Genomic DNA, 25,929 nt, shown 5'->3' with positions numbered 1-25,929 from the left:
GGGGCAGGCATGACTGGGGACGACGAGATCGACGCGAGCATCTTCGCGCTCGCGAACGAGGACGCCGACGCCGCGCAGAAGTGGCTGTCGGACGCCTTCACGGCCCAGCGCGATGACGGGTCGCAGAGCGCGCTGACCGAACAGCAGCACGAGGAGATCCGCGAGGTGCTGAGCCTCGACTGGTGGCAGAGCGTGGTCGCCGACGGCGTCGACGACGGGCACACCGTGCACGGCATCCGGCTCGGCAACCTGCTCCCGCCCGCGGTGCGCGCGGCATCCGCCGTCCCGCTCGGCGGCGTCGTCCTGGCGATGTATCTTCGCAATCTCGTGAACGAGGCGTGGGAGCTCAACTGGGATCACTCGCTGATCCGCGCGGCAGTGAACGCGGCATCCGACGCGGCGGCCGCACTCTCCCCATCCGGCGCGGATGCCGTCGCCTGGGATCTGCTGCGATTCATGAATCACGAGTTCGACGTCGAGGCCGCCCTGCTCACCGGAAACCTCGACGCCGTGATCGCCGTGACGGCGGACGCGATCGAGAGGATCGCACCGGTGCGGCAGGCGGCGCGCGAACTCCCCACCCATCCGGCGCGCGCGGCCCTCATCGCCGAGTCGCGCTCCGAGCACCGCTACTACCGGGCGGTCAACGAGATCGCGATCGCCACCTCGGCCCTCCTCGCCCGCCGAGTGCACGACGTCAGCGCAGACATCGTGCGCATCAGCGAACTCATCGATGACGGCGGCTTCCGCCCGATCGATGCGAGCGAGCTCCGCGGTCACCTCGCCTCCCTCCAGACCGTCGCCGCTGCGGCGGAGCGCCCCTGGCTGCACATCGACGAGGGTCGCGTGCGCATCGTCTACGGGTTCGGGGTCATGCAGCACGGATCCGAGGACATGACCGCAGACGTCGACGGCGTCCGAGAGCTCGTGGCTTCGCAGCGCCAGGAGGCCCGCCTGGGGCCGCTGCGGGTGACGAAGGTGCTGCGGCGGCTGACCCTCAGCGATGTCTGGCAGGGCTCGGACAGCCTCGGCCGGCGCTACCGGGGCTCGACCTTCCAGCTGGAGGACCTTCTGCTCGACGGACACGCGGCGGGACCCGGCGGGCTCCGGATCCGCACCCAGGTGCAGTTGTCGGAGCTCGGCAACCACACCGTCCTGTTCGACATCGATCTGGAGGATGCCGCGGCGTTCGACGTCGCGCAGATCGTCAACCTCGCGACGCCGGTGTACGGCGACCTGACCGAGATTCCCGGGGTGCTGCATCTGCATCCGCGCTCGGATCCGCGCGCCCGGCTGTCGCGGCTGGCCGACGTCGTGGCCGCGATCCTCGACGACCTGCGCTCGCTGCTGCGGCGCGCCCGTGACGATCGCGCGAACGCGCGCGGAAAGTCAGCCTACGCCGACCCGATCTCCGCCCGCGCCGGTTCGTTCGGCGTCCTCGTGACCGTCGAACGCGCCTCGAGCGACGAACGGGGCCTGCGCACACCGCTCGCCTCCGCGCGCGAGATCAGCGGCCTGTGGGGAGCGCAGCCGTTGCTGCATCCTCTGCCCGCGGGGGCATCCGGCGTCGCCGACTGGACCATGTACGATGTGGCCGGAGCGAACCCGTTCGAGCTGCTGCACCTCAACGACGAACTGCTCGCCGCGAACTCCAACGTCACCCTCCTCGCGAGCTTCCGCTCCCCCGACTACGCCGTCAGCGAGATCGAGAGCTTCATCACCTTCGCGCACAGCATGCACGGCATGTACCAGGCCTGGCAGAGCAAGGTCCGCGAGCATGCCGAGAGCATCTCGGGGCTCCTGACCGAGGTCGAGCGCCTCCTCGGCGCAACCGACGCCGCAAGCGCCGACGACGACCAGGACCAGCAGAAGCAGGCCATCGACGATCTCGGCGACCTCGTGCGGGTCATCGAACGCGCCGAGCTGGAACTGCAGTCCTTCGTCCAGTCCAAGCAGGCGATCATGCTGTTCGTGGAGTCGCCGGCGATCGTGTCGTCGCCGGCGCTGCGTGTCGACCTCGACACGGTGCTCCGATCGAACCGTTACGACCTGCTCCGCGAGGGATTCGAGCGAGCCGTGCGCGACGTGCTCGGCTCGCGCCTGCAACCGCTGCTGGACGTCTGCCACCGCAGAATAGAGCGGATCCTCGACGCTCGACAGGCCGAGCGGGAACGCACCACGGAGCGCGTCGAGCGGGTCCTCGGCGTGATCCTCGCGGTGATCGGAGTGTCGGGGCTCGTCTCCGTGCTGCAGGCCGGGTTCGGACTGCAGGGCGACATCACCTGGTGGTTCCTCATCATCATCCTCGCGGTGGCCATTGGCAGTGGTGCTCTCATGGTCGTGCTGTCCCTGCAACGGCGCGGACCACGTCGATCTCAGGGTGCACGGCGGAGCGCGACACGATGATCGCCTATGACCCGGCGCCCTCCGTCGATGCCCTGCGCAGTGCGCACCGCGATCTGTTGACGCCGTCCTTCCGGCCGGGGGAGCTCCTGTCAGAAGACGCCTTCCTGGCCCAGTTCCCCGGGCACGCGGAGGCACTGCTCGCACGGGACGACGAGGGGCGGTTGCGGGGAATCGCCGTCGTCGAGCACTTCTCCGACCTCGTCCTGCTGCAGTACCTCGTCGCGTCTCCGGCTGCCAGAGGCAGGGGTGTCGGGTCAGGCCTGCTCGAAGCCGTGCTGTCCGATCCGGCACCGGGATCCGGGCTGATGCTGGCAGAGTTCGACCGACCCGACGCGCACGCGCCTCATCCGCTGCACGGCGATCCTGCTGCGCGGCTCCGGTTCTACGCCCGCTTCGGCGCGCTGGCGCTGGACCTGCCGTACTTCCAACCGGCTTTGTCGGCCGCGACGCCGCGGCAGCACGGGATGCTGCTCGCCGCCTTCGACCGCGACGGCACGATCGCAGCGCGTGGACGGCTGGACGCCGCGCTGACCCGTGCGGTGGGCGGCTACCTCGAGGAGATCCTCGACGGTGCGGACGACCCGGATGCCCGGCGCCTCCGCGACGCCGCGGCCGTCGACGGCGGCATCCGCGCTCTGGCTCTGGACCGCTACGCCGCGATCGCGCGCTCGCCGCTCTGAATGCCCGTCCGGACGATCAGTCGGCGCTCATGACGGACTGGACGGAGCCGTCGGATGCGAGGTTCACGAGCAGCACCTCGTCCGTGTCGTCGGCGTCGAGGGCGTACTCGAGCACGGCGAACGGCTCGGTGCCGCCGTGCTCATCGGCGAGGATCGTCATACTCATGAGGCGCAACGACCGGATGATGTCGACCGCGTCGTCACCGCTGACGTCGATCAGCATGTCGGGCAGGTCCTCACCGAACGCCTCCTGCTGCTGCAGGATGAACTCGGTCACCTCGCTCGTGCGATCGTCGACCTCCGCGAGCATGCCGCGTCGTGCCGCGGCATCCACGTTCTCCAGGCCTGAGATGAGCGCCGCGGCGATGTCGAGGGCGTCGGGCGAGATGTCGTCCTGATCGGGCGCGGTCAGGTCGACCGTGACCGTCTGGTCTCCGAGATCGACCGTCTCGCTCCAGAAGATCGAGCCGTCCGGCCCCGACGACAGGAGCCCGAAGTAGTCGTGTTCGATCGCCATAACGCTATGAAACCAGTCCGATCACTGCCCGACAAGGGATGCCACGAACACGTGCGGAGTGAATCCGGTGAGGTCGTCGATCCCCTCGCCCTGACCGAGGAGTTTCACCGGGATGCCGGTGCGCTCCTGCACCGCGAGGACGAAGCCTCCCTTGGCCGAACCGTCCAGCTTCGTGATCACGAGGCCCGTCACGCCGGCATGCTGCAGGAACGCCTCGGCCTGCATCACGCCGTTCTGCCCGGTGGTCGCATCCAGTACCAGCAGCACCTCGCTGATCGGCGCCTGCTTCTCGATGACACGGCGGATCTTGGACAGCTCGTCCATCAGACCGCCCTTGGTGTGCAGGCGCCCCGCGGTGTCGATGATCGCGATCTCGATGCCCTCGCGTTGCGCGAACTCGATCGTCTGATAGGCGACGGATGCCGGATCCTGACCTTCCTGCTGAGGTCGGATGATCGCCGCTCCCCCGCGCTGGGCCCAGGTGGCGAGCTGGTCGACGGCGGCGGCCCGGAACGTGTCCGCCGCACCGACGACGACGCTGCGCTGATAGCCGCGCAGGAACTTCGTGAACTTGCCGATCGTCGTGGTCTTGCCCACGCCGTTGACGCCGACGACGAGCACCACCGCCGGACGCTCGGTGAGCTTGAGAGTCGTGTCGAACTTCGCGAAGTGCTCTTCGAGCGTCTCGCGCAGCATCCGCTGAAGATCCTTCGGGTCCGTCGTGCGGTAGCGCTCGACCTTGTCGCGCAGCTCGTCGACGATCCGCTCCGTGATGTCGGGACCGAAGTCGGCCGTGATCAGCGCGGTCTCGAGGTCCTCCCACGTCGTCTCATCGATCGTGGGCTTGACGAACATGCCGCGCAGTGCGCGGCCGAGGGACCAGGACTTCTCCGCCATGACACCAGCCTATGCGGTTAGGCCCTGTGCAGTTGCGGCGGACGCCGGATGCTCAGCTCGCGGCGGCGGCCCGGTCGCCGACACGCTGGCCGACCACGGCCGAGACGCCGTCCTGACGCATCGAGACGCCGTACAGGGCGTCGGCGATCTCCATCGTGCGCTTCTGGTGCGTGATGACCAGCAGCTGCGAGCTCTCCCGGAGCTGCTCGAACACGCTCAACAGTCGCCCGAGGTTCGCGTCGTCGAGTGCGGCCTCGACCTCGTCGAGGATGTAGAACGGACTCGGCCTGGCCTTGAAGATCGCCACCAGGAGAGCCACGGCGGCAAGTGACCGTTCGCCGCCCGAGAGCAGCGAAAGGCGCTCGATCTTCTTGCCGACCGGCCTGACCGCAACCTCGATTCCCGTCGTGAGCATATTGTCGGGATCGGTGAGCGAGATGCTGCCCGATCCGCCGGGGAACAGCAGCGGGAACACCTCGCCGAACGCCTGCTTGGTGTCTTCGAACGCGCTCGCGAAGATCGTCTGCATGCGCTCGTCGAGGTCGGCGATGATCGTGAGCAGATCCTGGCGCGTCTGGGTCAGATCGGCGAGCTGCTCGGTCAGGAAGGCGTGACGCTGTTCGAGCGCGGCGAACTCCTCGAGGGCGAGCGGGTTGACCCGTCCGAGCTGCGTGAGCTTGCGCTCGGCCTCGGCGAGCCTGCGCTCCTGCATGCGACGGTCGTACGGGATCGCGGTGGCATCGACACCGTCGATCGCCTCGGCATCCGGCTCGGCCAGCGGGTCCCGGGGAACGAGCTCGTCCGGCCCATATTCCGCAATGAGAATATCTTCGTCGAGAGCCAGCTCGGATGCCACGCGCTCGAGCAGACTCGTCAGGTGCAGCTTCTTCTCGTGGATCTGCAGCTCGAGCCCGTGGACGCTCTCGGTCAGTCCCGCGAGCCGCTCGCGCAACGAGGTCTCCTGCGCCCGCAGCGCGGTGAGCTCCTCGTTCTGCGCCGACCTCGCGCTCTCCGCCTCGGTGAGCGCGACACGCGCCTCGGTCACCGACCGGTCCAGCGAATCGAGGATGCGCGGCAGTTCGGCTGCGACGCCGGATGCCGCTTCGCGCTGCGCCCGCCGGACCACCGCACGGCGTGCCGCCTCGGCCGCCGCATCGCGTTCCTGCTCACGCTGACGTTCCAGGCCGGCGACGCGCGCCTGCGCCGCACGGATCCGCTCGCGAAGCGTCTCGATCTCGAGCCGGGCACGCACCTCGCCCTCGCGCGCCGTCTCGAGCGCCTCGAGGAGTCCGTCGCGCGCCGATGCGTCCAGCACAGGACGCGGAGTGGCCTCGGCCTGCTCGAGCTCGGTCTTCGCAGCGGTCGCCGCAGTCTCGGCATCCGCGACAGCGGCCTGCGCCTGGGCGAGGCCGGACTCGAGGCGTTCGCACTCGGCCACAGCGGACTCATGCCGGACGGTCACCCGGTTCACCTGCTCCGCGTGGGTCGCCAGCGCCGCATCGTGCTCGCGGAGCGCACGCAGTGCCTCCCTCGCGTGGCGGCGCGTCGTCTCGACGCGTTCGGCCGACTCCTCGCGCGCCTCGCGCAGCGAGTCGACGATCACGCGGACCTCGGCCAGCCGTTCCTGTGCGGCATCGCGCTCGGCCGTGAGTTCCAGACGGGAGCGCTCGCCTCCGGCCCCGGTGCGCAGCGTCTGAGCCGTGATCACGTCGCCGCCCGTCGTGACGATCGTGGCAGAGGTCTCGCCGAGGGCGTCGAGTGCAGCACGCGCACGCCGCGCGGCATCGAGGTCCTCGGCGACGAGCACGTGAGCGAGGATGCCGAGCACGCCGTCGGGCGCGGTGACGACGGCGTGCGCCGGCGTCGCTCCGGCGACCTCGGGCAGCGCGGCGGCACCGCGCAGGGCGTCGGCGATCACGAAGTCGACGACTCCGCGGTTCTGTTCGGAGGACGACACGGCCAGCCGATAGGCGGCGTCGGCGTCGTCGACCAGCACGCCCTCGGCGAGGGGGCCGAGGACCGCGGCGATCGCCGCTTCGTACCCTGCAGTGACCTGCACGGCGTCGCCGACGAGGCCGCGGACGCCGGTCGCTCCGGACTTCACGACCTCTGCCGCCCCGCCCGACAGCGAGAGCGCACTCGACAGCGCCGACGCCTTCGCCGTCAGCGATTCGGCCTCGCGCTCGGCGGAGTGCAGACGCTCGCGCAGCGCCTCGAGGTCGGTCTCAGCGGTCGTCGCGTCGCGCTGGGCCGTCTCGTATGCGGCGGCGTGCTCGGCCGCGCTGCCCTCGGGAGCTGCAGCATGCTCGAACTGCTCGAGCGCTTCCGCGGCCTCGCGGCGACGCTCGTGCGCGGCCTCGAGCGCATTCTCCTGCCGGAGCACCGCGCCGCGGACGGCAGCGAGGGCGGATGCCGTGGCATCCGCGGTTCCGCGCAACGCCGTCAGGCGCATGTCGTGCTCCGAGACGAGAGCGCTCTGCTCGGCGATGTCGACGTCGAGGGTGTCGAGCTCGGCACGGGCGTTCACGACCTCGCGGCTGGCGGCCGACGCCGCATCCTGCGCATCGCCCAGCCCCGCCGAGACCTGCGCGATCTCGTCCTTCGCGTCGTCGATCGTGACCTGCGTCACCGTGACCGAGGCGACGGCCGCGTCGTCCTCCTCGGAGCCGAGCAGTGCGAGCCGCTGATTGGCCAGGGTGTACAGCGAGCGCATCCGCTCCTGCACCTGCTCGAGACCGAAGGCGACCCGCCGTGCCTCGTCGACCGCCGCCGAGTTCTGGTCGGCTTCGAGCTTCGCGATGCCGGCGCGCACCGTGTCGGCCTGCTCCGTGAGGACGAGTCGCTCGGTGTGACGCTCCTGTTCGGTGCGGGCGTGGTCGGCCAGCGAGGTCCGCAGCGCGACGACGTCGTCGGCGAAGATCCGAGCCTTGGCGTCGCGCACCACCGCGGCGATGGTCTGCGCCTCGCGCGCGATCTCGGCCTGTCGACCCAGCGGCTTCAGCTGACGACGGATCTCCCCGGCCAGATCGCTCAGTCGCGTGAGGTTCGCCTCCATCGCGTCGAGCTTGCGCAGGGTCTTCTCCTTGCGCCTGCGGTGCTTGAGGATGCCGGCGGCTTCCTCGATGAATCCGCGCCGGTCCTCGGGCGAAGCCTGCAGCACCGTGTCGAGGCGGCCCTGACCGACGATGACGTGCATCTCGCGGCCCAGGCCCGAGTCGCTGAGCAGCTCCTGAACGTCGAGCAGTCGACAGCTCGATCCGTTGATCGCGTACTCGCTCGACCCGTTGCGGAACAGCGTCCGGCTGATCGTCACCTCGGCGAACTCGATCGGCAGCGCGCCATCGCTGTTGTCGATCGTGAGCTGCACCTCGGCACGACCGAGCGGCCCGCGGGTCGAGGTGCCCGCGAAGATGACGTCCTCCATCTTCCCGCCACGCAGCGTCTTGGCTCCCTGCTCGCCCATGACCCAGGCGAGCGCATCGACGACGTTCGACTTGCCGGAGCCGTTGGGGCCGACGATGCACGTGACACCGGGCTCGAAGACGAACGATGTCGGTTGGGCGAACGACTTGAAGCCCTTGAGAGTCAGGCTCTTCAGATGCACGGGCGCACCGCCCCACGGGTGAGAAGACGGCCTGCAAGAATCACGCCGTAACGCTATCGGAATCCCGCGGATTCTCCGGCATCCCGCGCGGCGGTCGTGCGTATCGCCACGCGGGCCGACACGCCGGTGGCTGAGAAAATGCTTGACGTCCCGCGGCGGCAGGTACTAGCTTTGCAACCCGGATCGCTCACGAAAGGAGGACGCTCATGATTACCGCAATCACCACACCGGCCATCGCAGGCTTCGATACTGCGCGCGCTGCCGGCAATGCGTCCTCGGCTTTCGGCGTCCGTCGTAGCGCGCTCGCATAGAACCGCAGCCTGAGATCCCCGCCCTTTCGGCCTGATCTCCGCCGGTTCCCGCCGCTTCCACGCATCGGTCGACCTGTTCGACCTCTGCATCCAGGGCCGTCTCGCCTTCGCGACCGCCGCCCGCGCCCCGGCTTCACCGGGCTCAGCGCAATCAACCCTCCGCGAAATCGACAAGAAACGAGCACTCTCGTGAGTACTGAAACGCTGCTGCGCAGCACCACCCATCCACCCTGTCCCGAGGACCAGGAGGTCCTCGAACTGACCGTTCCGAGCGACCGGAACGACCTGGCTCTCACCGACCGGCTGTCGCTGCGTCTCGGTCTCTGGCTCCTGCTGCGCACACAGCGTTCGGGCCGGAGCCGGCACACGATGAGCCGGGAGGAAGCCGTACGCCTGCTCGATGCACGGCGCAGCGCCCGTGACGAGCGCTTCACCGAGCGCGAGATGCTGGCGATGCTCACCCACGATATGCAGCGGCACATGCTGTGATCCGCGAGGAGTCCATGATGAGCATTCGGCTGAGCGAGACCGCAGCGCTGCATCCGCTCGTGCTTCCGGCACGGGCGGATGCAGCGCCCACCGAAACGATCCGCGCGTACGCCGACGTGCGCAACCGGTCCATCCGAGATGTGACCGGTCGCCCGGACGACGACGTCGTACCGGAATCGCTGCTGCCCATGCTGCGATCCAACCCCGAGTACACGCGCACCCAGTGGTACGTGACCGAGGGCGATGAGATGGTCGGGGTCGCGACGCTGAACATCATGGCCGACTCGGGCGGCACCACCGCCATCACGATCATCAGCCTGCTGCACAGTGCGTGGGGGCGAGGCCTCGGATCCTCCGTGCTTCCGCACCTCGAGAGCGCGGCGAGGGATGCCGGTGTCAGCCGACTGCTCGCCTGGGTCGAGCATCCTTCCTCCGACGCCGAGCCGCTGCCATCGCCGACAGGCTTCGGCGCGATCCCGTGCGATCATCACGCGCGCTTCCTGCTCCGGCACGGATACTCGCTCGAGCAGGTCGAGCGGGTGAGCATGCTCCGCTGGTCGGACGCTGCGCAGGGCCGCATCCGCGGCGCCCGAGCAGTCGCCGAGCAGGCGGCTGACGGATACCGCGTCGTGCAGTGGATGCTGCCGACACCGCCCGAGCACGTCGCCGGGTACGCCTGGATGAAGGAGCACATGTCGACGGATGTGCCCGACGCCGACCTCGGCATGCCGGCGGAGAAGTGGGACGCCGACCGCGTCGCCCGGCATGACGACCGGTATGCCCAGCGCGGGATCAGTGTGCTCGTGACGGCTGCCGAGCACATCGCGAGCGGTGAGCTGTGCGCCTACAACGAGCTCGCGATCGACGCCGACACCTCGGTCGTCTCGCACCAGGAGGACACCCTGGTGCTCGCATCGCACCGCGGTCACCGACTGGGCATGCTCGTGAAGACCGCGGGTCTCATGACCTGGCAGACGGCATACCCGGACTCCCCCGGCGTCATCACGTACAACGCCGAAGAGAACCGGCCGATGCTCGACATCAACGAGGCCATCGGATTCGCGCCCGTCTCGTACGTGGGCGCCTGGAAGAAGGAACTGACATGAGCGATGCGACCATCACCGACCTGGTGATTCCGTCCCGCGCCGACGCGGAGGACGGTGCGGACTTCCGTGCCATGGTCGAGCTGGGCAACCGCGCCGCGGAGATCGACGCGGGCATCGACGACCTCAGCGACACCGCGGAACAGGTGCTGCCGAACTGGCTCGACCAGACCGACCGGCTCCGTCGCGGTTTCGTCGCGCGGGAGAACGGAGAGGTGCTCGGAGTCGCCATGATCACGACCGCGACGGCGGAGGGCACGACCTCCGCCGAGCTCGAGTTCATGCTGCTCCCGCCGCAAGCGCAGGGCGGCGTCGGTCAGGCGCTGCTCGAGCGCCTCGAGCAGGCGGCCCGCGAGATCGGGCGCACGGCGCTGATGACGTGGACGCTGCATCCCGCGACGCCCGCGGGCGAGCGGCTGCTGAAGCCGGCGACCGGTTGGGGCGAGGTGTCGCCGACCGCGCTGAGCGACCTGCTGGCAGCCAACGGCTATCTGCTGGAGCAGGTGGAACGCAACAGCATCCTCCCCCTGGAGACGCCGCTCGATGCCGTCGAGGTCCGCCTCGCCGAGGCGACCGCATTCGCAGGTCCCGACTATCGAGTGGTCACGTGGACCCTGCCGACACCGGCTCATCTGCGTGCCGGCTACGGCAGCGTGATCGCGCGGATGGCCACGGACGTCCCCAGCGGCGATCTCCAGATCGACGAGGAGATCTGGGACGAGGGTCGCGTCGCCAGGCGCGATGCGAAGTTCCTCGCCGGCGGCCACACGGTCTCGGTCGCCGCGGTGATCCACGAGTCGAGCGGCGACATGGTCGCCTTCAACGAGCTCGTCATCGGCACCGACCCGGCCGGCGTCACGCACCAGTGGGGAACGCTCGTCACGAAGGAGCACCGTGGCAAGCGCCTGGGCACGATCGTGAAGTGCGCGAACCTGCTGCGCTGGCGGGACGTCGCTCCGCACTCGCCGAAGATCTCCACGTTCAACGCCGAGGAGAACCGGCCGATGCTCGACATCAACGAGGCGATCGGCTTCGTCCCGGCGTCCTACGCCGGCGCGTGGCAGAAGCGTCTGAGCTGAGCCGCCGGGCGGCCGGCCGGCCGAACATCATCCTCGAGGTGTATGTCCGGCCGGCCATCTGCGTCGGCAGGTTGACGACGCGGATGCCGCCGGCGCGAAATCGTGGAGAGCATGAGCACTCCCGTCATCGAAGCCCAATCCCTGACCAAGACCTTCGGCGCCACCACGGCTCTCGCAGGCGTCGATCTGACCGTCCAGCGCGGCGAGTCGGTCGCGATCATGGGCGCCTCCGGGTCAGGCAAGACCACGCTGCTGCACGTGCTCGCCGGGATCACGGCACCGGACTCCGGCAGCGTTCGATTCACCCCCGCCGCCGGTGCACCGATCGAGGTGTCGCTGCTGGGCGAACGCGACCGATCGCGTCTGCGCAGGGAGTCCTTCGGTTTCGTATTCCAGCAGGGCCTCCTCATCCCCGAGCTCACCGCGATCGAGAACGTCGCTCTCGCCATGATGATCAACGGCGCACCGCGTCGCGCCGCGATCGAGCATTCGGCGGGCTGGATGGCCTCGCTCGGCCTCGCCGGCTTCGAGGACCGACGCATCGGCGAACTGTCCGGGGGCCAGGCGCAGCGGGTCGCGATCGCGCGCGCTCAGGTGACCGGCGCAGAGGTCGTCTTCGCCGACGAACCCACCGGCGCACTCGATTCGCACACCTCCGCAGACGTCATGGATGCACTGCTCTGGTCGACCACCGGGCAGGGACGCACGCTGATCGTCGTGACGCACGATGCGGAAGTCGCAGCACGCTGTTCGCGCACCGTGCGCGTTCGCGACGGCCGCATCGCCACGGCCGAGGTGCAGGCATGAACGCCAAAGTCCTCGCTCTGCTTCTGCGACCCGGCCGAGGTCAGGGCGGTGTCATAGCGCTCCCCGCCGTCGCGTTCGCCCTGGTCACCTCGCTCGTGCTCATCGTCGTCGGCGGAGCGCAGGCGTTCTGGTCGTGGACGGACCCCGATGCCGGTCTCTATCAGGCACTGGCCGCGATCGCGCTCGTGCTGCTCGTCGTCCCGCTCGTCGGTCTCGGCGGTGCTGCGGCCCGGCTCTCCGCTCGTCGGCGCGACGAGCGGCTCTCGACCCTGCGTCTGCTGGGCGTCTCCCCCGCCGGCGTCGTCGGCGCGACGGTGGTCGAATCGACCCTGGTCGCGGCGGCCGGTGCAGCGGCCGGAGTCGTCGGGTATCTCGCGGCGGTGCCATTGATCGGCCTGATCCCGTTCCGCGGCGAGGCGCTCGGCGCCGGTGCCGTCCTGCTCTCCCCGCTCGCGATCACGACCATCGTCGCCGGAGTGATCGCATTGGCCGGCGTGAGCGCCGCGATCGGGCTGCGGCTGGTTGTGATCTCCCCTCTGAGCGTGCGGACCCGAGCTGCCGCGCCCCGTGTGCACTGGCTGCGCGGTGTCCTCGCGGTCGTCGTGCTCGTCACCGCGTTCATGACGATGCAGCTCTTTCCCGGCACAACCGGCCTGATGATCACGATCATCGTCGTTGCCGGCATGTTCGCGGCGGCTCTCGCCGTGCTGAACCTCGTCGGTCCGTGGGCGCTGAAGGTCCATGCGAACCGGACGCTGCGGCGCGCCGAATCAGCATCGCGACTCCTGGCCGCCAGGCTCGTGCTCGAATCGCCGAAGGCCGCCTGGCGCCAGGTGAGCGGCGTTGCGATGGCGAGCTTCATGGCCGTGTTCGCGGGAACCGGCGTCGCTCTGGTCGACACCATGGGCGGGCCGCAGGCCGGCGTCGAAGCCTTTCTGGGGGCCGACATCCGGACCGGCCTGATCATCACGCTGATCGCGTCGTTCCTCATGGTCGCGGTCTCGGTCGGTGTGAATCAGGCATCCGGCATCCTCGACCAACGCGAGCTGCACGGGAGTCTGCACTTCCTCGGCGTGCCGATGGCGACGGTCGATGCCGCGCGGACGCGCGCTGTGATGGCGCCGCTCCTGCTCACGGCGATAGGCTCCGCACTGTGCGCTGCGGTGCTCGTCTTCCCGCTGATCGGGATCGCCCTGATCGTCCAACCCGTCTCGATCCTCACGATCGTCGCCGTGCTCGCGGCAGGGGTCGGGATCGTCTGGGTGAGCACGCGGATCACCCGCCCGCTGCTGGGTCGCGCGTTCGGATCCGTGTGACCCGGCGGAGGCTTCCGCTCCCGCACGGCGTTTCCGACTAATCTGGGCCGTTGGCGTCCGAACGATGAGATCCCATCGGTCGTCGATGAAAGGACACCATGACCGCGCCCGCAGCACTCCCCGACGACTTCGAACGACGACTGCGCACGGCATCCGTCGATGAGCTCAAGGCGGTGTTCGAGACCCTCCCCGTCGATGCACGCGACGCAGCCACCGGTTGCACGGCCATCGGGTTCGCCGAATGCCCTGACGAACTGATCACGTGGTTGGCGGGGCGCGGACTCGACATGAACGCGACAGATCAGAACGGTGCCACCGCGCTGTGGATGCGGGTCCTGTGGGGCGAGCCGGAGCAGATCCCCCTGCTCGTGTCGCTCGGCGCGGATGTCGAGCTCGCGAATGAGAGTGACATCAGGCCCCTCGAAGGCGCCGTCATGGGCTTCGACGCGGACACCGTGCGCGTGCTGCTGGCCAATGGCGCCAGGGTCGACATCGGTGCCGGAACGGAGGACGGCACGGTGCTGCAGCTCGCGCTCGACAGCGCCGACCACGAAGTCATCCCGCAGATGCTCGACATCGCCGTCCAGCTTCTGGATGCCGGCGACGAGGTCACCACCGCGATGCAGGGCGAGGTCACGCGCCTCGGCAAGGAGTTCGAGCGCGTGCGCGAGCACTACGAACCGGAATATCTCGACGAGACGGTCGCATCGCTCACGCATCTGTACGCGGTGTTCGGCGTCGAACCCGTCCCTCCGCACGTGACGCACGACGGCGTCTCGCCGATCGTCGTACCGCGAGGCACCCGTCAGGAGCAGTACGACGCACTGTGGGATCTGCTCGTACCGGCGGCCGGCATCGCCGCGAGTACGCAGGGCGAGGTCATCAGGATCGTCGCCGAAGTGGAGACGGCGCTGATGGGTGACGACGACGAAGAGGACGGGTGGGGCCGCGATCACAAGAAGATGCTGGCCGCACTGCCCAAGTATTTCGAGTCCGGCATCGCGTTGTCACGCACCGATCTTGCGGACCTGAAGGTGCTGGCCAAGCGGCTTCGACCCGATCAGGCCGCCGACGAGGATCTGGAACGCCTGCGTGAGCTCGCCGTCACCTGGGTCGACCAGAACATCACGCCGATTCCGGTCGGGAAGGTGCGTTACCGCGGCTGACCGTCAAGTCGGGGTCACGCCGAGCGGTGCCGCTGGCACCGCGGGCAGTAGTGCGAACTGCGATTCATGAACGCTTCGCGACGGATCTCTCCGCCGCACCGCGGGCACGGCTTGCCGCCCCGGCCATAGGCGTTGAGCGAGTGCGCGAAGTACCCCGCCTGCCCGTTGACGTTCACGTACTGGGCGTCGAAGCTCGTTCCGCCTTCGGCCAAGGCCTTCTCGAGCACGAGACGGACCTCGCCGAGGAGCCGTCGCACGGCCTGCGCCGACAGCGCCGTGCCAGGCGTCTCGGGGTGGATGCGTGCCGCCCACAGCGACTCGTCGGCGTAGATGTTGCCGATGCCGCTGACGATCGTCTGATCGAGGAGGATGCGCTTGATCGCGCTCGATCGGCGGCGGACGGCGTCGATGAACGCTGCATCGTCGAAGGCTGCATCCAACGGGTCGCGCGCGATGTGCAGCACCTGCGTCGGAGTGAGTCCCAGCCCGTCGTGAACCAGGGCGTCGACGGCGAGCGAGCCGAACGTGCGCTGGTCGGCGAAGACGACGGCGAGATCGCCGTGCTGCGGATGACGCACACCCAGCCGGATGCGCTCGTGCCTCTCCTGCGGCGCATCCGGGGTGCGCAGCAGCAGCTGGCCGCTCATCCCGAGGTGAGCGGTGAGCGCATCGGTCCCGCCCGACAGCGGCAACCACAGGAACTTGCCCCGACGCGACGCCGCCGTGACCCGTGAGCCCTCGAGGCGTCCGGCGAAATCGGCTGCGCCGGCGGGATGCCGCGTGAGCGCACGCTCGTCGAGCACGGCGACGCCGGTGATCTCGGCGCCGATGACAGCAGGCGCAAGACCGAGGCGGACGACCTCGACTTCCGGAAGTTCAGGCACGGGACAGCTCAGGCACGTTCGCTGAGCACGCGCCACACGGCGAGGGCGCCGGCCATCTCGGCGGTCTTCTTGCTCGTGCCGTCGCCGCTCATGGTGACACCGCCGACCGTGACCGTGGCCGTGAAGCGCCGATCGTGATCGGGCCCTGACGCCGAGATCTCGTACACGGGCGCTGCGGCGCCCAGGCGCGCGGCGAGCTCCTGCAGGCTCGTCTTCGGGTCCATCGCCGCGCCGTATCTCTCGGGGTCGGCGAGCAGCGGTTGGGTCAGACGCAGAACGAGGGCTGTGGCCTCATCGGGGCCGGCCGACAGGTAGGTCGCGCCGAAGACCGCCTCCATCGTGTCCGCGAGGATCGAATCCTTGTCGCGGCCACCGGTCTGCTCCTCACCGCGACCGAGCAGCAGGTGCTCGCCGAGTCCGATCCCGCGAGCGACTTCGGCCAACGCCACGGTGGAGACGACGCTGGCGCGCCGCTTGGCGAGCTGCCCCTCGTCGAGGTCGGGGTTGGTGGTGAAGAGCATCACCGTCACGGCCTGCCCGAGCACGGAGTCGCCGAGGAACTCGAGGCGCTCGTTGTGCGGGATGCCGCCGTGCTCGTACGCGTAGGAGCGGTGGGTCAGCGCCAACGCAAGCAGCTCAGGGTCGATATCGACCCTGAGCTTGGCTGCGAGCGACGCCGTCCCTCCGGGGACGTCTGTCACGATCGTGAGACCGTGCTCAGATGTCGGCGACCTTGCGGCCCTTGTACTCGAGGAACAGCTCGGTGCCCTGCGAGTCGGTGACGACCTTCGCCTGGTGCGGACGGCTGTAGACGACCTTGCCGTTCTCGACGGTCTTGACGAGCGCGGTGGGCTCGGCCTTCCAGTTCGCGCGACGCGAACGGGTGTTGGAACGGGAAACCTTGCGCTTCGGGGGGTTACCAGCCATGGCTAACTCTCTTCTGTGTTCTCGGGATCGCGGCTCTGTGCCGCACTCCCCTGGTCTGTGATCTGTCGGAGCGCGCTCCATCGAGGATCGATGGGCGCCTCTTCCTCTGCCCTGGTGCCTTCTGTCCGCCGCTCACCCGTGATCGGGTCGAGCCCGGGGCAATCCGGCTGACACACCGGCTGAAACGGAAGCGCCAAAACTGTCGCCTCCCTGACCAGAGTTTCAAGATCCACGTGGTCGTCTTGAACCTCGAAGTCAGTTTCTTCCTCTCCAGGATACGCGAAAAGCTCCTGGAACTCGACTTCGACAGGCTCGGAGATGTCGGTGAGGCATCTTCCGCAGACGCCGACGTACTCGGCATCCACCGATCCCGACACGAGAATGCCCTCGTGCACCGACTCGACGCGCACGTCGAGATCGAGTTCGGAGCCCGCCGGATACGAGACGATCCCCTCGCCCCACTGGTCGGCGAGGGTCACGGAGAAACGATGCTCGCGCATCTCGCCCGGATGCCGTGCGATGTCGCGGACGGGCACCACGAAGGGGCCGTTGAGTCGAGTCTTCACAAGTCAATCGTACCGGCGGACGCGCCGGGAGGCGCAGTGTCAGAGGTCGCGGGCGCCCGTGTCGAGGAAGGCGGCGACCGCCGGTGGGACGAACGGCGACACGTCGCCCCCGAGACCGGCGACCTGGCGGACGAGCGAGCTGGACACCATCGCATGCGAAGGATCGGGCAGGAGGAAGACGGTCTCGATGTCGGCGAGGTGCCTGTTGACGATCGCCATGGGCGACTCGTACGCGACATCGATCTGCGAGCGGATGCCCTTGACGAGCACGCCGGCGTCGACATCGCGTGCGTAATCGACGAGCAGACCCATGCTCCAGGAACCGACGATCACGTTGCCCTCGATGCCGTCCTCGTGGATCGACTGCTCCAGCAGCGACAGCCGCTGCGCGATCGGCAGCATCGCCTCCTTGCCCGGGTTGTGCACGACGAGCACGTGCAGCTCGTCGTACAGCCGAGCGGCACGACGGATCACGTCGAGGTGTCCGAGAGTCGGCGGGTCGAACGATCCTGGGACGACGGCGATCCTGCTGCTCACTTCGACTCACTCCGTTCGCTCGGTACGAGAACGCTTTTCACCCTATTGCACGCGATCCGCTAGTTCTTCGCGAGCGCTGCACGATCCTCTTCGCTGACTCGTCTGGCGATGACGTCCCGGAGTCCTGGATGCTTCGCGAGGGTCGGATCCTCGTCGAGGATGCCCTCGGCGAGCTCGCGCGCACGCGCGATCAGCTTCGAGTCCTTGACGACTCTCAGCAGCCGCAGCGACGAGCGTGCACCGGACTGCGTCGCTCCCAGCACATCGCCCTCGCCGCGCAGCTCGAGATCGACCTCGGCGAGGGCGAAGCCGTCGAGCGTCGCCGCGACCGCATCCACGCGCTCCCGGGCCAGCGAACCCTCCTCCGCTTCCGTGACGAGCAGGCAGAGCCCTGGCACCGAGCCTCGACCGACACGGCCGCGGAGCTGATGCAGCTGCGAGACGCCGAAGCGATCGGCGTCCAGCACGATCATCGTCGACGCGTTGGGCACGTCGACACCGACCTCGATGACGGTCGTCGCGATGAGCACGTCGATGTCACCGCGGGCGAACGCCTGCATCACGGCGTCCTTCTCATCGGACGGCATCCTGCCGTGCAGCACGGCTCGGCGCAGCGGGCCGACCGTGGGGTGGGTCGCGAGTGCCTGGTCGAGCTGCACGACGCCCCATCGAGGGCCGGCTGCCCCCTCTTCGCTCGGCAGGAGCGCCGCCTCGTCCTCTTCGGCTGCACCCGACTTCTTCGTCGTGTCGATCGCGGCGCACACGGCGAACACCTGGCGCCCCTTCGCGACCTCTTCGGCAGCGCGGTCCCAGACCCGCCGGAACCAGTCCGGGTGCTCGGCGAGCGGCGCGACGAAGCTCTCGATGCCAGCGCGTCCGGCCGGCATGGTGCGGATCACCGAGGTGTCGAGGTCGCCGAAGACGGTCATCGCGACCGTGCGCGGAATCGGCGTCGCGGTGAGCACCAGTGCGTGCGGGCTCGACCCCTTGGCCCGCAGGGCTTCGCGCTGCTCCACGCCGAACCGGTGCTGCTCGTCGACGACGACGAGTCCCAGCTCGGCGAACGTCGTCTTCTCCCCCAGCAGCGCATGGGTTCCGACAACGATCAGCGCCTGTCCCGCAGCGACGCGCAACGCCGCCTTGCGCCGCTCGGGAGCCGACATCTGACCGGTGAGCAGCGTGGGCATGAGCTCGGGCGCGAGCTGCGGACCCAGCATCTTCGTGATGGAGCGCAAGTGCTGCGCGGCGAGCACCTCGGTGGGAGCGATGAGCGCCGACTGCCCGCCGGACTCGGCGACCTGCAGCATGGCCCGGAGCGCCACGAGCGTCTTGCCGGAGCCGACCTCGCCCTGGACGAGCCGGTTCATCGGCCATTCGCCGGTGAGGTCGCCGGCGACCTGCGCGCCGACGGACTGCTGATCGGGCGTGAGCGTGTACGGCAGCGTCGCGTCGAACCGTTCGAGGAGCCCCCCTGGCTTCGCCGCGCGTGGTGTCGCCGTCAGTGCCCGGACGGCCGCACGCTGCTGCAGCAGCGCTGTCTGAAGGACGAGGGCCTCGTGCATGCGGAGCGTCCGCACTGCGGGGGCGACGTCGCTCTTGGTCTCTGGCCGGTGCACCTGGATCAGCGCGGTGCGCGCATCGAGCAGCCCCTCTGCAGAGCGCACCGATACCGTGAGCGGATCGGGGACATCGCCGAGCGCGGGCAGCACCTTCTCGACGAGCTCACGGAACTGCCCACTCTCCACGGCCGACGTCGCCGGGTAGATCGGGATCGGCCGGTGCGCACGCTCCTCGACCTGGGACCGGCGATCCTCGTCGTCGTCGAACAGCTCGTACTGAGGATGAGAGAACTGCGTGACCTCGTTGAACGAGCCCACCTTTCCGGAGAACACGCCGCGGCGCCCGGGGCGCAGCTGATCACGGCGCCACTCGGCCTGCTTGATCCCCTTGGCGAAGAAGGTCAGCGAGACTCGTCCGTGCCCGTCGCCGATGATCACGTCCGTCATCGCGCCGTTGCGGTTGCGCATCGGACGCGCGGATGACGAGAGCACCTCCGCCACGATCGTCACTGTCTCTCCGACCGGCAGATCGAGGATGGGCGTGAGCTCGGCGGGGTCGGCGTAGCGACGAGGATAGTGCGCGAGCATGTCGCCCACGGTGCGCATCTCGAACGCCCTCTCGAGCTTCTTCGCAGCGGTGCCGCCGACGGCTTCCGCCAGCGGCGTATCGAACGAGAAGACCATGGGTGAAGTCTAGAGAACGCCACGGACTCTCCTAGGCTGGAGAGGTGACGAGGATCATCGCCGGCGACGCGAGAGGGCTCCGCCTCGACGTTCCGGGCAGCGGCACCCGCCCCACCAGCGACCGTGTGCGCGAGTCGCTGTTCGGCGCCCTGGAGTCGGCCGACGCCGTCTCCGGAGCCCGAGTGCTCGATCTCTACGCCGGATCGGGTGCACTCGGTCTCGAAGCGCTCAGCCGCGGCGCTGCGAGCGTGGATCTCGTCGAACGGTCTCGCCCTGCGGCCGCGGTCGTCAGGCGGAACGCTGCATCGGTCGGCAAAGCGCTCCCCGGTGCGGCCCCACGCGTGCACGAGAGCGCGGTCCTGCCGTTCCTCAAGCGCGCCGTCGGCCCTTGGGATCTCGTCTTCACCGATCCCCCGTACGACCTCGACGATGCCGCGATGACGGCGGACCTCGTCGTGCTCGCTCCGCTGCTGTCCGCGGACGCCGTGGTCGTCATCGAGCGCGCGCGGCGCTCGACCCCTCCCGATGCGGCCGCGGCCGGGCTCGAGGTCTTCCGCGAGAAGACCTACGGCGACACGGCCGTGTGGTGGGCTCAGCCCGTCGCGGCATCCCAGTCGCGATAGGGATCCCAGCCGGCGACGTCCACCGGCTCGCCGTCGCAGAGGACGCCGGCCTCTCCCGCCCGCCGCACGGTGCCGATGATCCGGAAGCCAGGAGGCAGGACGTCCGGCGGGAATGTCGCGAGCAGCGCGTGATCCTCGCCCCCGGCCAGCGCGCGCTCCGGTTCCGCCCCGAGCGCCGAGCGCGCGAGATCGATCGTGACACCGGATGCCGCAGCCATGCGTCCGGCATCCAGGGCGAGGCCGTCCGAGACGTCCATCATGGCGGTCGCGCCGGCGAGGGCTGCGACGGGGCCGAGGCCGATCGGCGGTGCGGGGCGCAGCTGGGCGGCCACAGCCGACGCCTCGCCCTCGGCGAGCTGCGCGGCATCCACCGGCGTCGGCGTCTCACCGTCGCGGAACCGGCCGAACAGCACGGCGAGGCCGTGCGCTGCGAGTCCGAGCTCGCCCGCGATCGCGACCGCGTCACCCACGCGGGCGCCCGAGCGGGTGACGGCGCGGCGGCCTTCCAGATCGCCGAGCGCCGTGACGGCGATCGTGAGCACGTCGGAGACTGTCAGATCGCCACCGACGACCGAGCAGCCGGGCGCGAGCGCCTCGCAGGCCGCGCGGAAGCCGTCGGCGAGCTGCTCGACGAACGACAGCCGCATGTCACGCGGCACGGCCAGCGCCACGAGGAGCCCGGTCGGCCGCGCACCCATCGCCGCGATGTCGGAGAGGTTGACCGCCGCCGACTTCCACCCCAGGTCGTAGCCGCTCGACCATGCCAGCCGGAAGTCGGGTCCGTGCACGAGGGTGTCGGTCGTCGCGACGACCGAGCCGGAAGGAGCGGCGAGCACGGCGGCATCGTCGCCGGGGCCGAGGATCGTGTGCGAGGCAGGGGCCGTTCGGGCCAGGATGGCGCGCAGAACGGTGCCTTCCGAGACGTCGCCGAGGCGCGGGTCGTCGTCGGGGGAACGAGAGGGCATGCTGTCAAAGGTAGCCTGGAATCATGTCCCGCCGCCTTGCCGCAGCCGCCGTCCTGCTTCTCGGAGCGGGGCTTCTGGCCGGATGCTCCACGACCGTTCATCTCGAGCCGGCCGAGGATGCGAACAACCCGCTGTGCGCCGATGTCACAGTCGGATTGAACAACGCCGGGAGCATCGCGAACCTCGATCGGCGCTGGACCGACGCGCAGGCGACAGCGGCCTGGGGTGCAGACGGAGGCGACTCCGCGATCATTCTGCGCTGCGGCGTCACGGTTCCCGGTCCCACGGCCGATCTGCAGTGCGTGACCCTCGAGGGCGTCGACTGGTTGGTCGATGCGTCCGAGACCCCGTTCGTGCGCCTGACGACCTACGGACGCGACCCCGCCGTGCAGCTGTTCATCGACACGGGCGCGGTGAGCTCCAACGATGTCATCAGCAACCGCGGTCTCGTCGGAGCGATCACGAGCGTTCCGGCCGACGGCAAGTGCACGACGCCCGATGAGCTCGACAGCGACATTCAGGACCTGCTGGATCAGAAGCCCTCGAGCTAGCGGCGCAACCCCGCCTCGATCAGCTCGCTGATGAGGTCGCCGTAGCTGAGCCCTGAGGCCACCCAGCACTTGGGGAACATCGAGATCGGCGTGAACCCCGGCATCGTGTTCAGCTCGTTGACGACGAGGTCGCCGGTATCGCTGAGGAACATGTCGACCCGGGCGAGTCCGCGTCCGTCCACGGCCTCGAACGCCCGGATCCCGACATCCTGGATGGCCGCGATCTGCGACTCCGACAGCTCGGCGGGGCAGACCACGTCGACGCCGTCGCCGCCGAGGTACTTGCCCTCGAAGTCGTAGAAGCCGCGCTCCGTGAGCACGATCTCGCCGGGCAGCGAGGCGCGCACGCCGTCCGCGGACTCCAGGATCGCGACCTCGATCTCGCGGCCGGTGATCCCCGTCTCCACGAGCACCTTCTCGTCCTCGGCGAAGGCGATCTCGAGTGCCGCGTCCAGCTCGTCGAGCGCTTCGACCTTGGAGACCCCGACGCTGGACCCTGCGCGGGCGGGCTTGACGAACACCGGGAGCCCGAGGGCCTCGATCTGCGCGCGCAGCGGCGCGGCATCCCGCGTCCACGCGGCCCTGCGGATCGTCACCCAGGGCGAGACGGCGATGCCGGCCGACTCGAGGACGACCTTCATGAAGTGCTTGTCCATGCACACGGCCGAGTCCAGGACGCCGCCGCCGGCGTACGGAACCTCCAGCGTGTCGAAGTACCCCTGGATCGTGCCGTCCTCGCCGTGGGTGCCGTGCAGGATCGGCAGGACGACGTCGATCGCGCCGAGGTCGGCGAGTGCTCCATCGGCCTGCACGACGCGCAGCGTCCTGGTGCCGCCGGGCACGGGCCAGAGCACGCGGGAGCCGTTGTCGACGACCTCGGGCAGGTGCGCGGCATCCAGGGCGAACTTCGCCGGGTCGTCGGCCTCGAGCACGAACGCGCCCTCCCGCGTGATCCCGACGGGGATGACGTCGTAGCGATCGCGATCAATCGCCTGAAGGACTCCGCCCGCCGTTGCGGAACTGATGGAATGCTCGCTGGAACGCCCGCCGAAGAGCACCACCACCGTCTGCTTGTCCATGATTTCGTCTCTCCTCCTGGGGAGTGTCGTCGTCGGTCGTGAGGTGAGGCGCGATGTCGCGGGGATTCATCCTGCCGTCGAGCACCATCTTCACCTGCTCCACGATGGGCATGTGCACATCGGATTCGCCGGCCAGCTGCAGGATCGGCGCCACGGATGCCAGACCCTCAGCGGTCTGGTTCATCTGCTTCACGACGTCCTGATAGCTGTACCCCTGCCCGAGCAGGCGGCCGGCTGTGTTGTTGCGGCTCAGCGGCGACTGGCAGGTGGCGATCAGGTCGCCGAGCCCCGCGAGTCCCTGCAGCGTCTCCGGCTGCGCACCGTTCGCGACGGCGAAATCGGTCATCTCGACCAGACCGCGCGTGATGATCGAGGCCTTGGTGTTCTCGCCGTAGCCGACGCCGTCGACGATGCCGATCGCGACGGCGATGAGGTTCTTGAGGACGCCGCCGAATTCGGTGCCGATGACATCGGTGTTCACGAAGGTGCGGAAGTAGGAGTTGCGCGCCGCGCGTGCGATCGTCTCGGCCGTCTCCTGGCTGAGGGATGCGATCACGGCGGCCGTGGGCTGCTCGCGCGCGATCTCGAGGGCGAGGTTCGGCCCGGATGCCACGGCGATGCGCGCCGGGTCGCAGGCGAGCTCCTGCTCGATGACCTGACTCATGCGCAGACCGCTCGTGCGCTCGACACCCTTCATGAGGCTGACGATCGGCATGTCGCTGTTCTCGATGAGCGGGCGCAGGCCCTTGAGGTTCTCGCGCAGCGACTGGCTCGGCACCGACAGGTAGACCTGGTCCGCGCCCTCGATCGCCGTCGACAGCTCGTGCGTGGCCGTCATCGTACGCGGGAGGTTGATGCCGGGGAGGTACTTCGAATTGCGCTTGCCCTCGGCGATCTCGAGCGCCTGTTCCGGCCTGCGCGCCCACATCGTCACCTGCGCACCGCCGTCGGCGAGGATCTTCCCGAAGGTCGTCCCCCAGCTTCCCGCGCCGATAACCGCGACCCGGGGGCCGTGGGAGGCGGAATTCTTACGAGTCAAGGCGACCGGTCTCCTTCTGGCCGTGGTCGGCGGGGTTCCAGCGCTGAGCGGGTGCCTTCTCGTGACGGACCTGCTCCAGCAGTGCCGTGATCGCGGCCATCAGCCGCTCGGTGGCCTCGGTGATCGCCGCCGGTTCGTTCTGGCGGCCCTTCAGATCGCTGAGGTCGACCGGATCGCCGATGATGATGTCGATCGGCTTGCGCGGCGGCCAGAGGCTGAGGCCCTTCTGATACCGCCCCATGATCTTCTGCGTTCCCCACTGCGCCATGGGGATCAGGGGGATGTCGCCGGCCATGGCGAGGCGCACGGCGCCGGACTTGCCGCGCATCGGCCACAGGTCGGGATCACGGGTCAGCGTCCCCTCCGGATAGACGATGACGCCGCGGCCCGCATCGACCAGCTGACGGGACTGCTCGATCGTCTGCGCGGATGCCGCGCGCGACGACGACCGCGCTACCGGGATCATGCCGGTTGCGCGCAGCGCCGCACCGACCACAGGAACCCGGAACAGGCTCTCCTTCGCCATGAACCGCGGCGCCCGGCCGAGCCGCCACACCGCCGCGGCGACGATGAGCGGATCGAACTCGGAGTAGTGGTTCGGGGCGAGGACGAACGACCCGGTGCGCGGCAGCTTCTCACGCCCGATGAACCGCGTCTTCGACAGGTACGACACGATCGGGACGACGACGACCGCGAGCGCCCAGAACAGGCTCGGACGAGTCTTCTCCGGTGATGCGGGAGGCATGCGGATCAGCCGATGACGTCGAAGTCGGCGCCGAGGGCGTCAAGCTTGGCGAGGAACTTCTCGTAGCCGCGGCTGAGGATGTCGACCCCCGAGACCTTCGACTCGCCCGTCGCCGTGAGGGCGGCGATGACGTGACTGTATCCGCCGCGGAGGTCCGGGACGACGATGTCGGCCCCGTGCAGCGGCGTAGGTCCCGTGATGACGGCGGCCTGCTCGAGCTCACGGCGCGGGACGCGGCGCGGACCGTCCTGCAGACCGTGCGGGTGCACGACGATGTCCGCGCCCATCTTGACGAGCGCCTGCGTGAACCCCATCCGGTTCTCGTACACGGTCTCGTGCACGACGGAGCGTCCGTTGGCCTGCGTCAGCGCCACGACGAGGGGCTGCTGCCAGTCGGTCATGAAGCCGGGGTGCACGTCCGTCTCCACGACGACAGGACGGATCTCGCCCTCACGACGGAACAGGATGCCGTCCTCGCGAATATCGAACCACCCGCCCGCCTTGCGGAAGACGTTGAGGAACGTCAGCATCTCCTGCTGCTTCGCACCGCCGACGAAGATCTCGCCGTCGGTGGCGAGTGCGGCCGATGCCCACGACGCCGCCTCGTTGCGATCGAAGATCGAGCGGTGGTCGTAGCCGCGGAGCTTCTCGACGCCCTCGATGAGGATCACGCGATTGGGCTCGTAGGAGATGATCGCGCCCATCTTCTGCAGCACGGCGATGAGATCCATGATCTCCGGTTCGATCGCGGCGTTGCGCAGCTCGGTGGTGCCCTCGGCGCGCACGGCGGTCAGAAGCACCTGCTCGGTGGCCCCGACGCTCGGGTACGGCAGGTGGATGTTCGCGCCGTGCAGGCGTCCTCCACGCGTTGACAGCCGGATGCCGCTGGGCAGCTTCTCAACGACGGCGCCGAACTTGCGCAGGGCGTCGAGGTGGAAGTCGATCGGGCGGTCGCCGATCCGGCAGCCGCCGAGGTCGGGGATGAACGCCTGGCCGAGGCGGTGCAGAAGCGGTCCGCAGAACAGGATCGGGATGCGGGATGCACCGGCGTGCGCGTCGATCTCCTCCATGTGCGCCGACTCGACGTCGCTGGGGTCGAGGTGCAGCGTGCCCGGCTCGTCGCCCTCGGTGACGCGGACGCCGTGCACCTCGAGCAGGGAGCGCACGACGGCGACGTCGCTGAGGTCGGGAACGTCGCGGAGGACGCTGGGCTCTTCTCCGAGGAGGGCTGCGACCATCGCCTTGGTGGCGAGGTTCTTCGCGCCCTTCACATCAACACGTCCGCGCAGCGGACGCCCGCCGCGGATCGCCAGCACGTCTCCGGTCAAAGCAATCGCCCCATCCTGGAGGTCAGCGCGCACACTTGTGGTCATTCGATGAGCCTCACTTCGTCTT

The 25,929-nt window shown here is 69.1% G+C and carries 24 protein-coding genes; 10 read left to right on the top strand and 14 right to left on the bottom strand.

Going from position 1 to position 25,929, the window contains the following annotated elements:
* Positions 1-9 precede the first annotated feature (9 nt).
* Positions 10-2,406: a hypothetical protein gene (locus tag AB0269_RS04150; RefSeq protein ID WP_366209986.1), complete on the top strand. Its 2,397-nt coding sequence runs from the start codon at positions 10-12 to the stop codon at positions 2,404-2,406.
* The gene (locus AB0269_RS04145) at positions 2,403-3,086 is read left to right on the top strand and encodes a GNAT family N-acetyltransferase (protein WP_366209985.1); all 684 of its coding nucleotides are present in this window, start codon (positions 2,403-2,405) and stop codon (positions 3,084-3,086) included. Before AB0269_RS04150 ends, AB0269_RS04145 begins: the two co-directional genes overlap by 4 nt.
* Before the next feature lie 16 nt (positions 3,087-3,102).
* On the opposite strand, the gene AB0269_RS04140 is transcribed toward AB0269_RS04145, so the two are convergent.
* The 3 genes from AB0269_RS04140 to smc are packed head-to-tail and all read right to left on the bottom strand — an operon-like array spanning position 3,103 to position 8,104.
* Positions 3,103-3,603, bottom strand: a complete 501-nt coding sequence (locus tag AB0269_RS04140) for a DUF2004 domain-containing protein (protein WP_366209984.1) — start codon at positions 3,601-3,603, stop codon at positions 3,103-3,105.
* Positions 3,604-3,624: 21 nt separating this feature from the next.
* Positions 3,625-4,500, bottom strand: a complete 876-nt coding sequence (gene ftsY, locus AB0269_RS04135) for a signal recognition particle-docking protein FtsY (protein ID WP_175986474.1) — start codon at positions 4,498-4,500, stop codon at positions 3,625-3,627.
* Positions 4,501-4,552: 52 nt separating this feature from the next.
* A complete protein-coding gene (gene smc, locus AB0269_RS04130) occupies positions 4,553-8,104 on the bottom strand; it encodes a chromosome segregation protein SMC (RefSeq protein WP_366209983.1) in 3,552 nt (1,183 codons plus the stop codon).
* A 500-nt stretch (positions 8,105-8,604) separates the two neighbouring features.
* Between smc and AB0269_RS04125 the strand changes: the two genes are divergently transcribed.
* The 6 genes from AB0269_RS04125 to AB0269_RS04100 all read left to right on the top strand — a co-directional run bounded on the left by AB0269_RS04125 (position 8,605) and on the right by AB0269_RS04100 (position 14,375).
* Positions 8,605-8,904: a hypothetical protein gene (locus tag AB0269_RS04125; RefSeq protein ID WP_366209982.1), complete on the top strand. Its 300-nt coding sequence runs from the start codon at positions 8,605-8,607 to the stop codon at positions 8,902-8,904.
* Between the two features lie 17 nt (positions 8,905-8,921).
* A complete protein-coding gene (locus tag AB0269_RS04120) occupies positions 8,922-10,010 on the top strand; it encodes a GNAT family N-acetyltransferase (protein ID WP_366209980.1) in 1,089 nt (362 codons plus the stop codon).
* Positions 10,007-11,086, top strand: coding sequence for a GNAT family N-acetyltransferase (locus tag AB0269_RS04115; RefSeq protein WP_366209978.1), 1,080 nt, complete (start codon positions 10,007-10,009; stop codon positions 11,084-11,086). The genes AB0269_RS04120 and AB0269_RS04115 overlap by 4 nt, the downstream gene beginning before the upstream one ends.
* 111 nt (positions 11,087-11,197) lie before the next feature.
* On the top strand, positions 11,198-11,893 hold the full coding sequence (locus AB0269_RS04110) for an ABC transporter ATP-binding protein (protein WP_366209977.1): 696 nt from the start codon (positions 11,198-11,200) through the stop codon (positions 11,891-11,893).
* Positions 11,890-13,209 (top strand): permease, encoded by a 1,320-nt coding sequence (locus AB0269_RS04105; protein WP_366209976.1) that lies wholly within the window; start codon positions 11,890-11,892, stop codon positions 13,207-13,209. The genes AB0269_RS04110 and AB0269_RS04105 overlap by 4 nt, the downstream gene beginning before the upstream one ends.
* A gap of 98 nt (positions 13,210-13,307) precedes the next feature.
* On the top strand, positions 13,308-14,375 hold the full coding sequence (locus AB0269_RS04100) for an ankyrin repeat domain-containing protein (protein WP_366209975.1): 1,068 nt from the start codon (positions 13,308-13,310) through the stop codon (positions 14,373-14,375).
* A 14-nt stretch (positions 14,376-14,389) separates the two neighbouring features.
* Here the strand turns inward: AB0269_RS04100 and mutM are convergent, their stop codons facing one another.
* From mutM to AB0269_RS04070, 6 genes are all read right to left on the bottom strand, one after another.
* Positions 14,390-15,259 carry a bifunctional DNA-formamidopyrimidine glycosylase/DNA-(apurinic or apyrimidinic site) lyase gene (gene mutM, locus AB0269_RS04095; protein WP_366209974.1) on the bottom strand — a complete coding sequence of 290 codons (870 nt, stop codon included), beginning with the start codon at positions 15,257-15,259 and terminating at the stop codon, positions 14,390-14,392.
* Positions 15,260-15,267: 8 nt separating this feature from the next.
* A complete protein-coding gene (rnc, locus tag AB0269_RS04090) occupies positions 15,268-15,960 on the bottom strand; it encodes a ribonuclease III (RefSeq protein ID WP_366209973.1) in 693 nt (230 codons plus the stop codon).
* Between the two features lie 16 nt (positions 15,961-15,976).
* Positions 15,977-16,186: a 50S ribosomal protein L32 gene (gene rpmF, locus AB0269_RS04085; protein ID WP_175986491.1), complete on the bottom strand. Its 210-nt coding sequence runs from the start codon at positions 16,184-16,186 to the stop codon at positions 15,977-15,979.
* Positions 16,187-16,188: 2 nt separating this feature from the next.
* Positions 16,189-16,686 (bottom strand): DUF177 domain-containing protein, encoded by a 498-nt coding sequence (locus tag AB0269_RS04080; RefSeq protein WP_366210496.1) that lies wholly within the window; start codon positions 16,684-16,686, stop codon positions 16,189-16,191.
* Positions 16,687-16,791: 105 nt separating this feature from the next.
* Positions 16,792-17,289, bottom strand: a complete 498-nt coding sequence (gene coaD / locus AB0269_RS04075) for a pantetheine-phosphate adenylyltransferase (RefSeq protein ID WP_366209972.1) — start codon at positions 17,287-17,289, stop codon at positions 16,792-16,794.
* A gap of 59 nt (positions 17,290-17,348) precedes the next feature.
* Positions 17,349-19,532 carry an ATP-dependent DNA helicase RecG gene (locus AB0269_RS04070; protein WP_366209971.1) on the bottom strand — a complete coding sequence of 728 codons (2,184 nt, stop codon included), beginning with the start codon at positions 19,530-19,532 and terminating at the stop codon, positions 17,349-17,351.
* 44 nt (positions 19,533-19,576) lie between these two features.
* Here AB0269_RS04070 and rsmD point away from each other — a divergent pair, with 44 nt between their 5' ends.
* Positions 19,577-20,155, top strand: coding sequence for a 16S rRNA (guanine(966)-N(2))-methyltransferase RsmD (rsmD, locus tag AB0269_RS04065; RefSeq protein ID WP_366209970.1), 579 nt, complete (start codon positions 19,577-19,579; stop codon positions 20,153-20,155).
* Here rsmD and thiL read toward each other — a convergent pair.
* Positions 20,125-21,120 (bottom strand): thiamine-phosphate kinase, encoded by a 996-nt coding sequence (gene thiL / locus AB0269_RS04060; RefSeq protein ID WP_366209969.1) that lies wholly within the window; start codon positions 21,118-21,120, stop codon positions 20,125-20,127. The genes rsmD and thiL overlap by 31 nt on opposite strands.
* Before the next feature lie 23 nt (positions 21,121-21,143).
* On the opposite strand from thiL, the gene AB0269_RS04055 reads away from it, so the two are divergent.
* A complete protein-coding gene (locus AB0269_RS04055) occupies positions 21,144-21,671 on the top strand; it encodes a DUF3515 family protein (protein WP_366209967.1) in 528 nt (175 codons plus the stop codon).
* Here AB0269_RS04055 and AB0269_RS04050 read toward each other — a convergent pair.
* The 4 genes from AB0269_RS04050 to murA are packed head-to-tail and all read right to left on the bottom strand — an operon-like array spanning position 21,668 to position 25,907.
* The gene (locus tag AB0269_RS04050) at positions 21,668-22,750 is read right to left on the bottom strand and encodes a D-alanine--D-alanine ligase family protein (protein ID WP_366209966.1); all 1,083 of its coding nucleotides are present in this window, start codon (positions 22,748-22,750) and stop codon (positions 21,668-21,670) included. The genes AB0269_RS04055 and AB0269_RS04050 overlap by 4 nt on opposite strands.
* On the bottom strand, positions 22,656-23,789 hold the full coding sequence (locus tag AB0269_RS04045) for an NAD(P)H-dependent glycerol-3-phosphate dehydrogenase (RefSeq protein ID WP_366209965.1): 1,134 nt from the start codon (positions 23,787-23,789) through the stop codon (positions 22,656-22,658). Before AB0269_RS04045 ends, AB0269_RS04050 begins: the two co-directional genes overlap by 95 nt.
* A complete protein-coding gene (locus AB0269_RS04040) occupies positions 23,779-24,534 on the bottom strand; it encodes a lysophospholipid acyltransferase family protein (protein ID WP_366209964.1) in 756 nt (251 codons plus the stop codon). The genes AB0269_RS04045 and AB0269_RS04040 overlap by 11 nt, the downstream gene beginning before the upstream one ends.
* Before the next feature lie 5 nt (positions 24,535-24,539).
* Complete coding sequence (gene murA / locus AB0269_RS04035) at positions 24,540-25,907, bottom strand: UDP-N-acetylglucosamine 1-carboxyvinyltransferase (RefSeq protein WP_366209962.1); 1,368 nt, start codon at positions 25,905-25,907, stop codon at positions 24,540-24,542.
* Between the last annotated feature and the right edge of the window lie 22 nt (positions 25,908-25,929).

It is taken from the genome of Microbacterium sp. NPDC077644 (assembly GCF_040702785.1).
Lineage (GTDB): Bacteria > Actinomycetota > Actinomycetes > Actinomycetales > Microbacteriaceae > Microbacterium.
The sequence above is the reverse complement of the archived record's forward strand: the minus strand, read 5'-3'. Positions and strand labels throughout refer to the sequence as shown.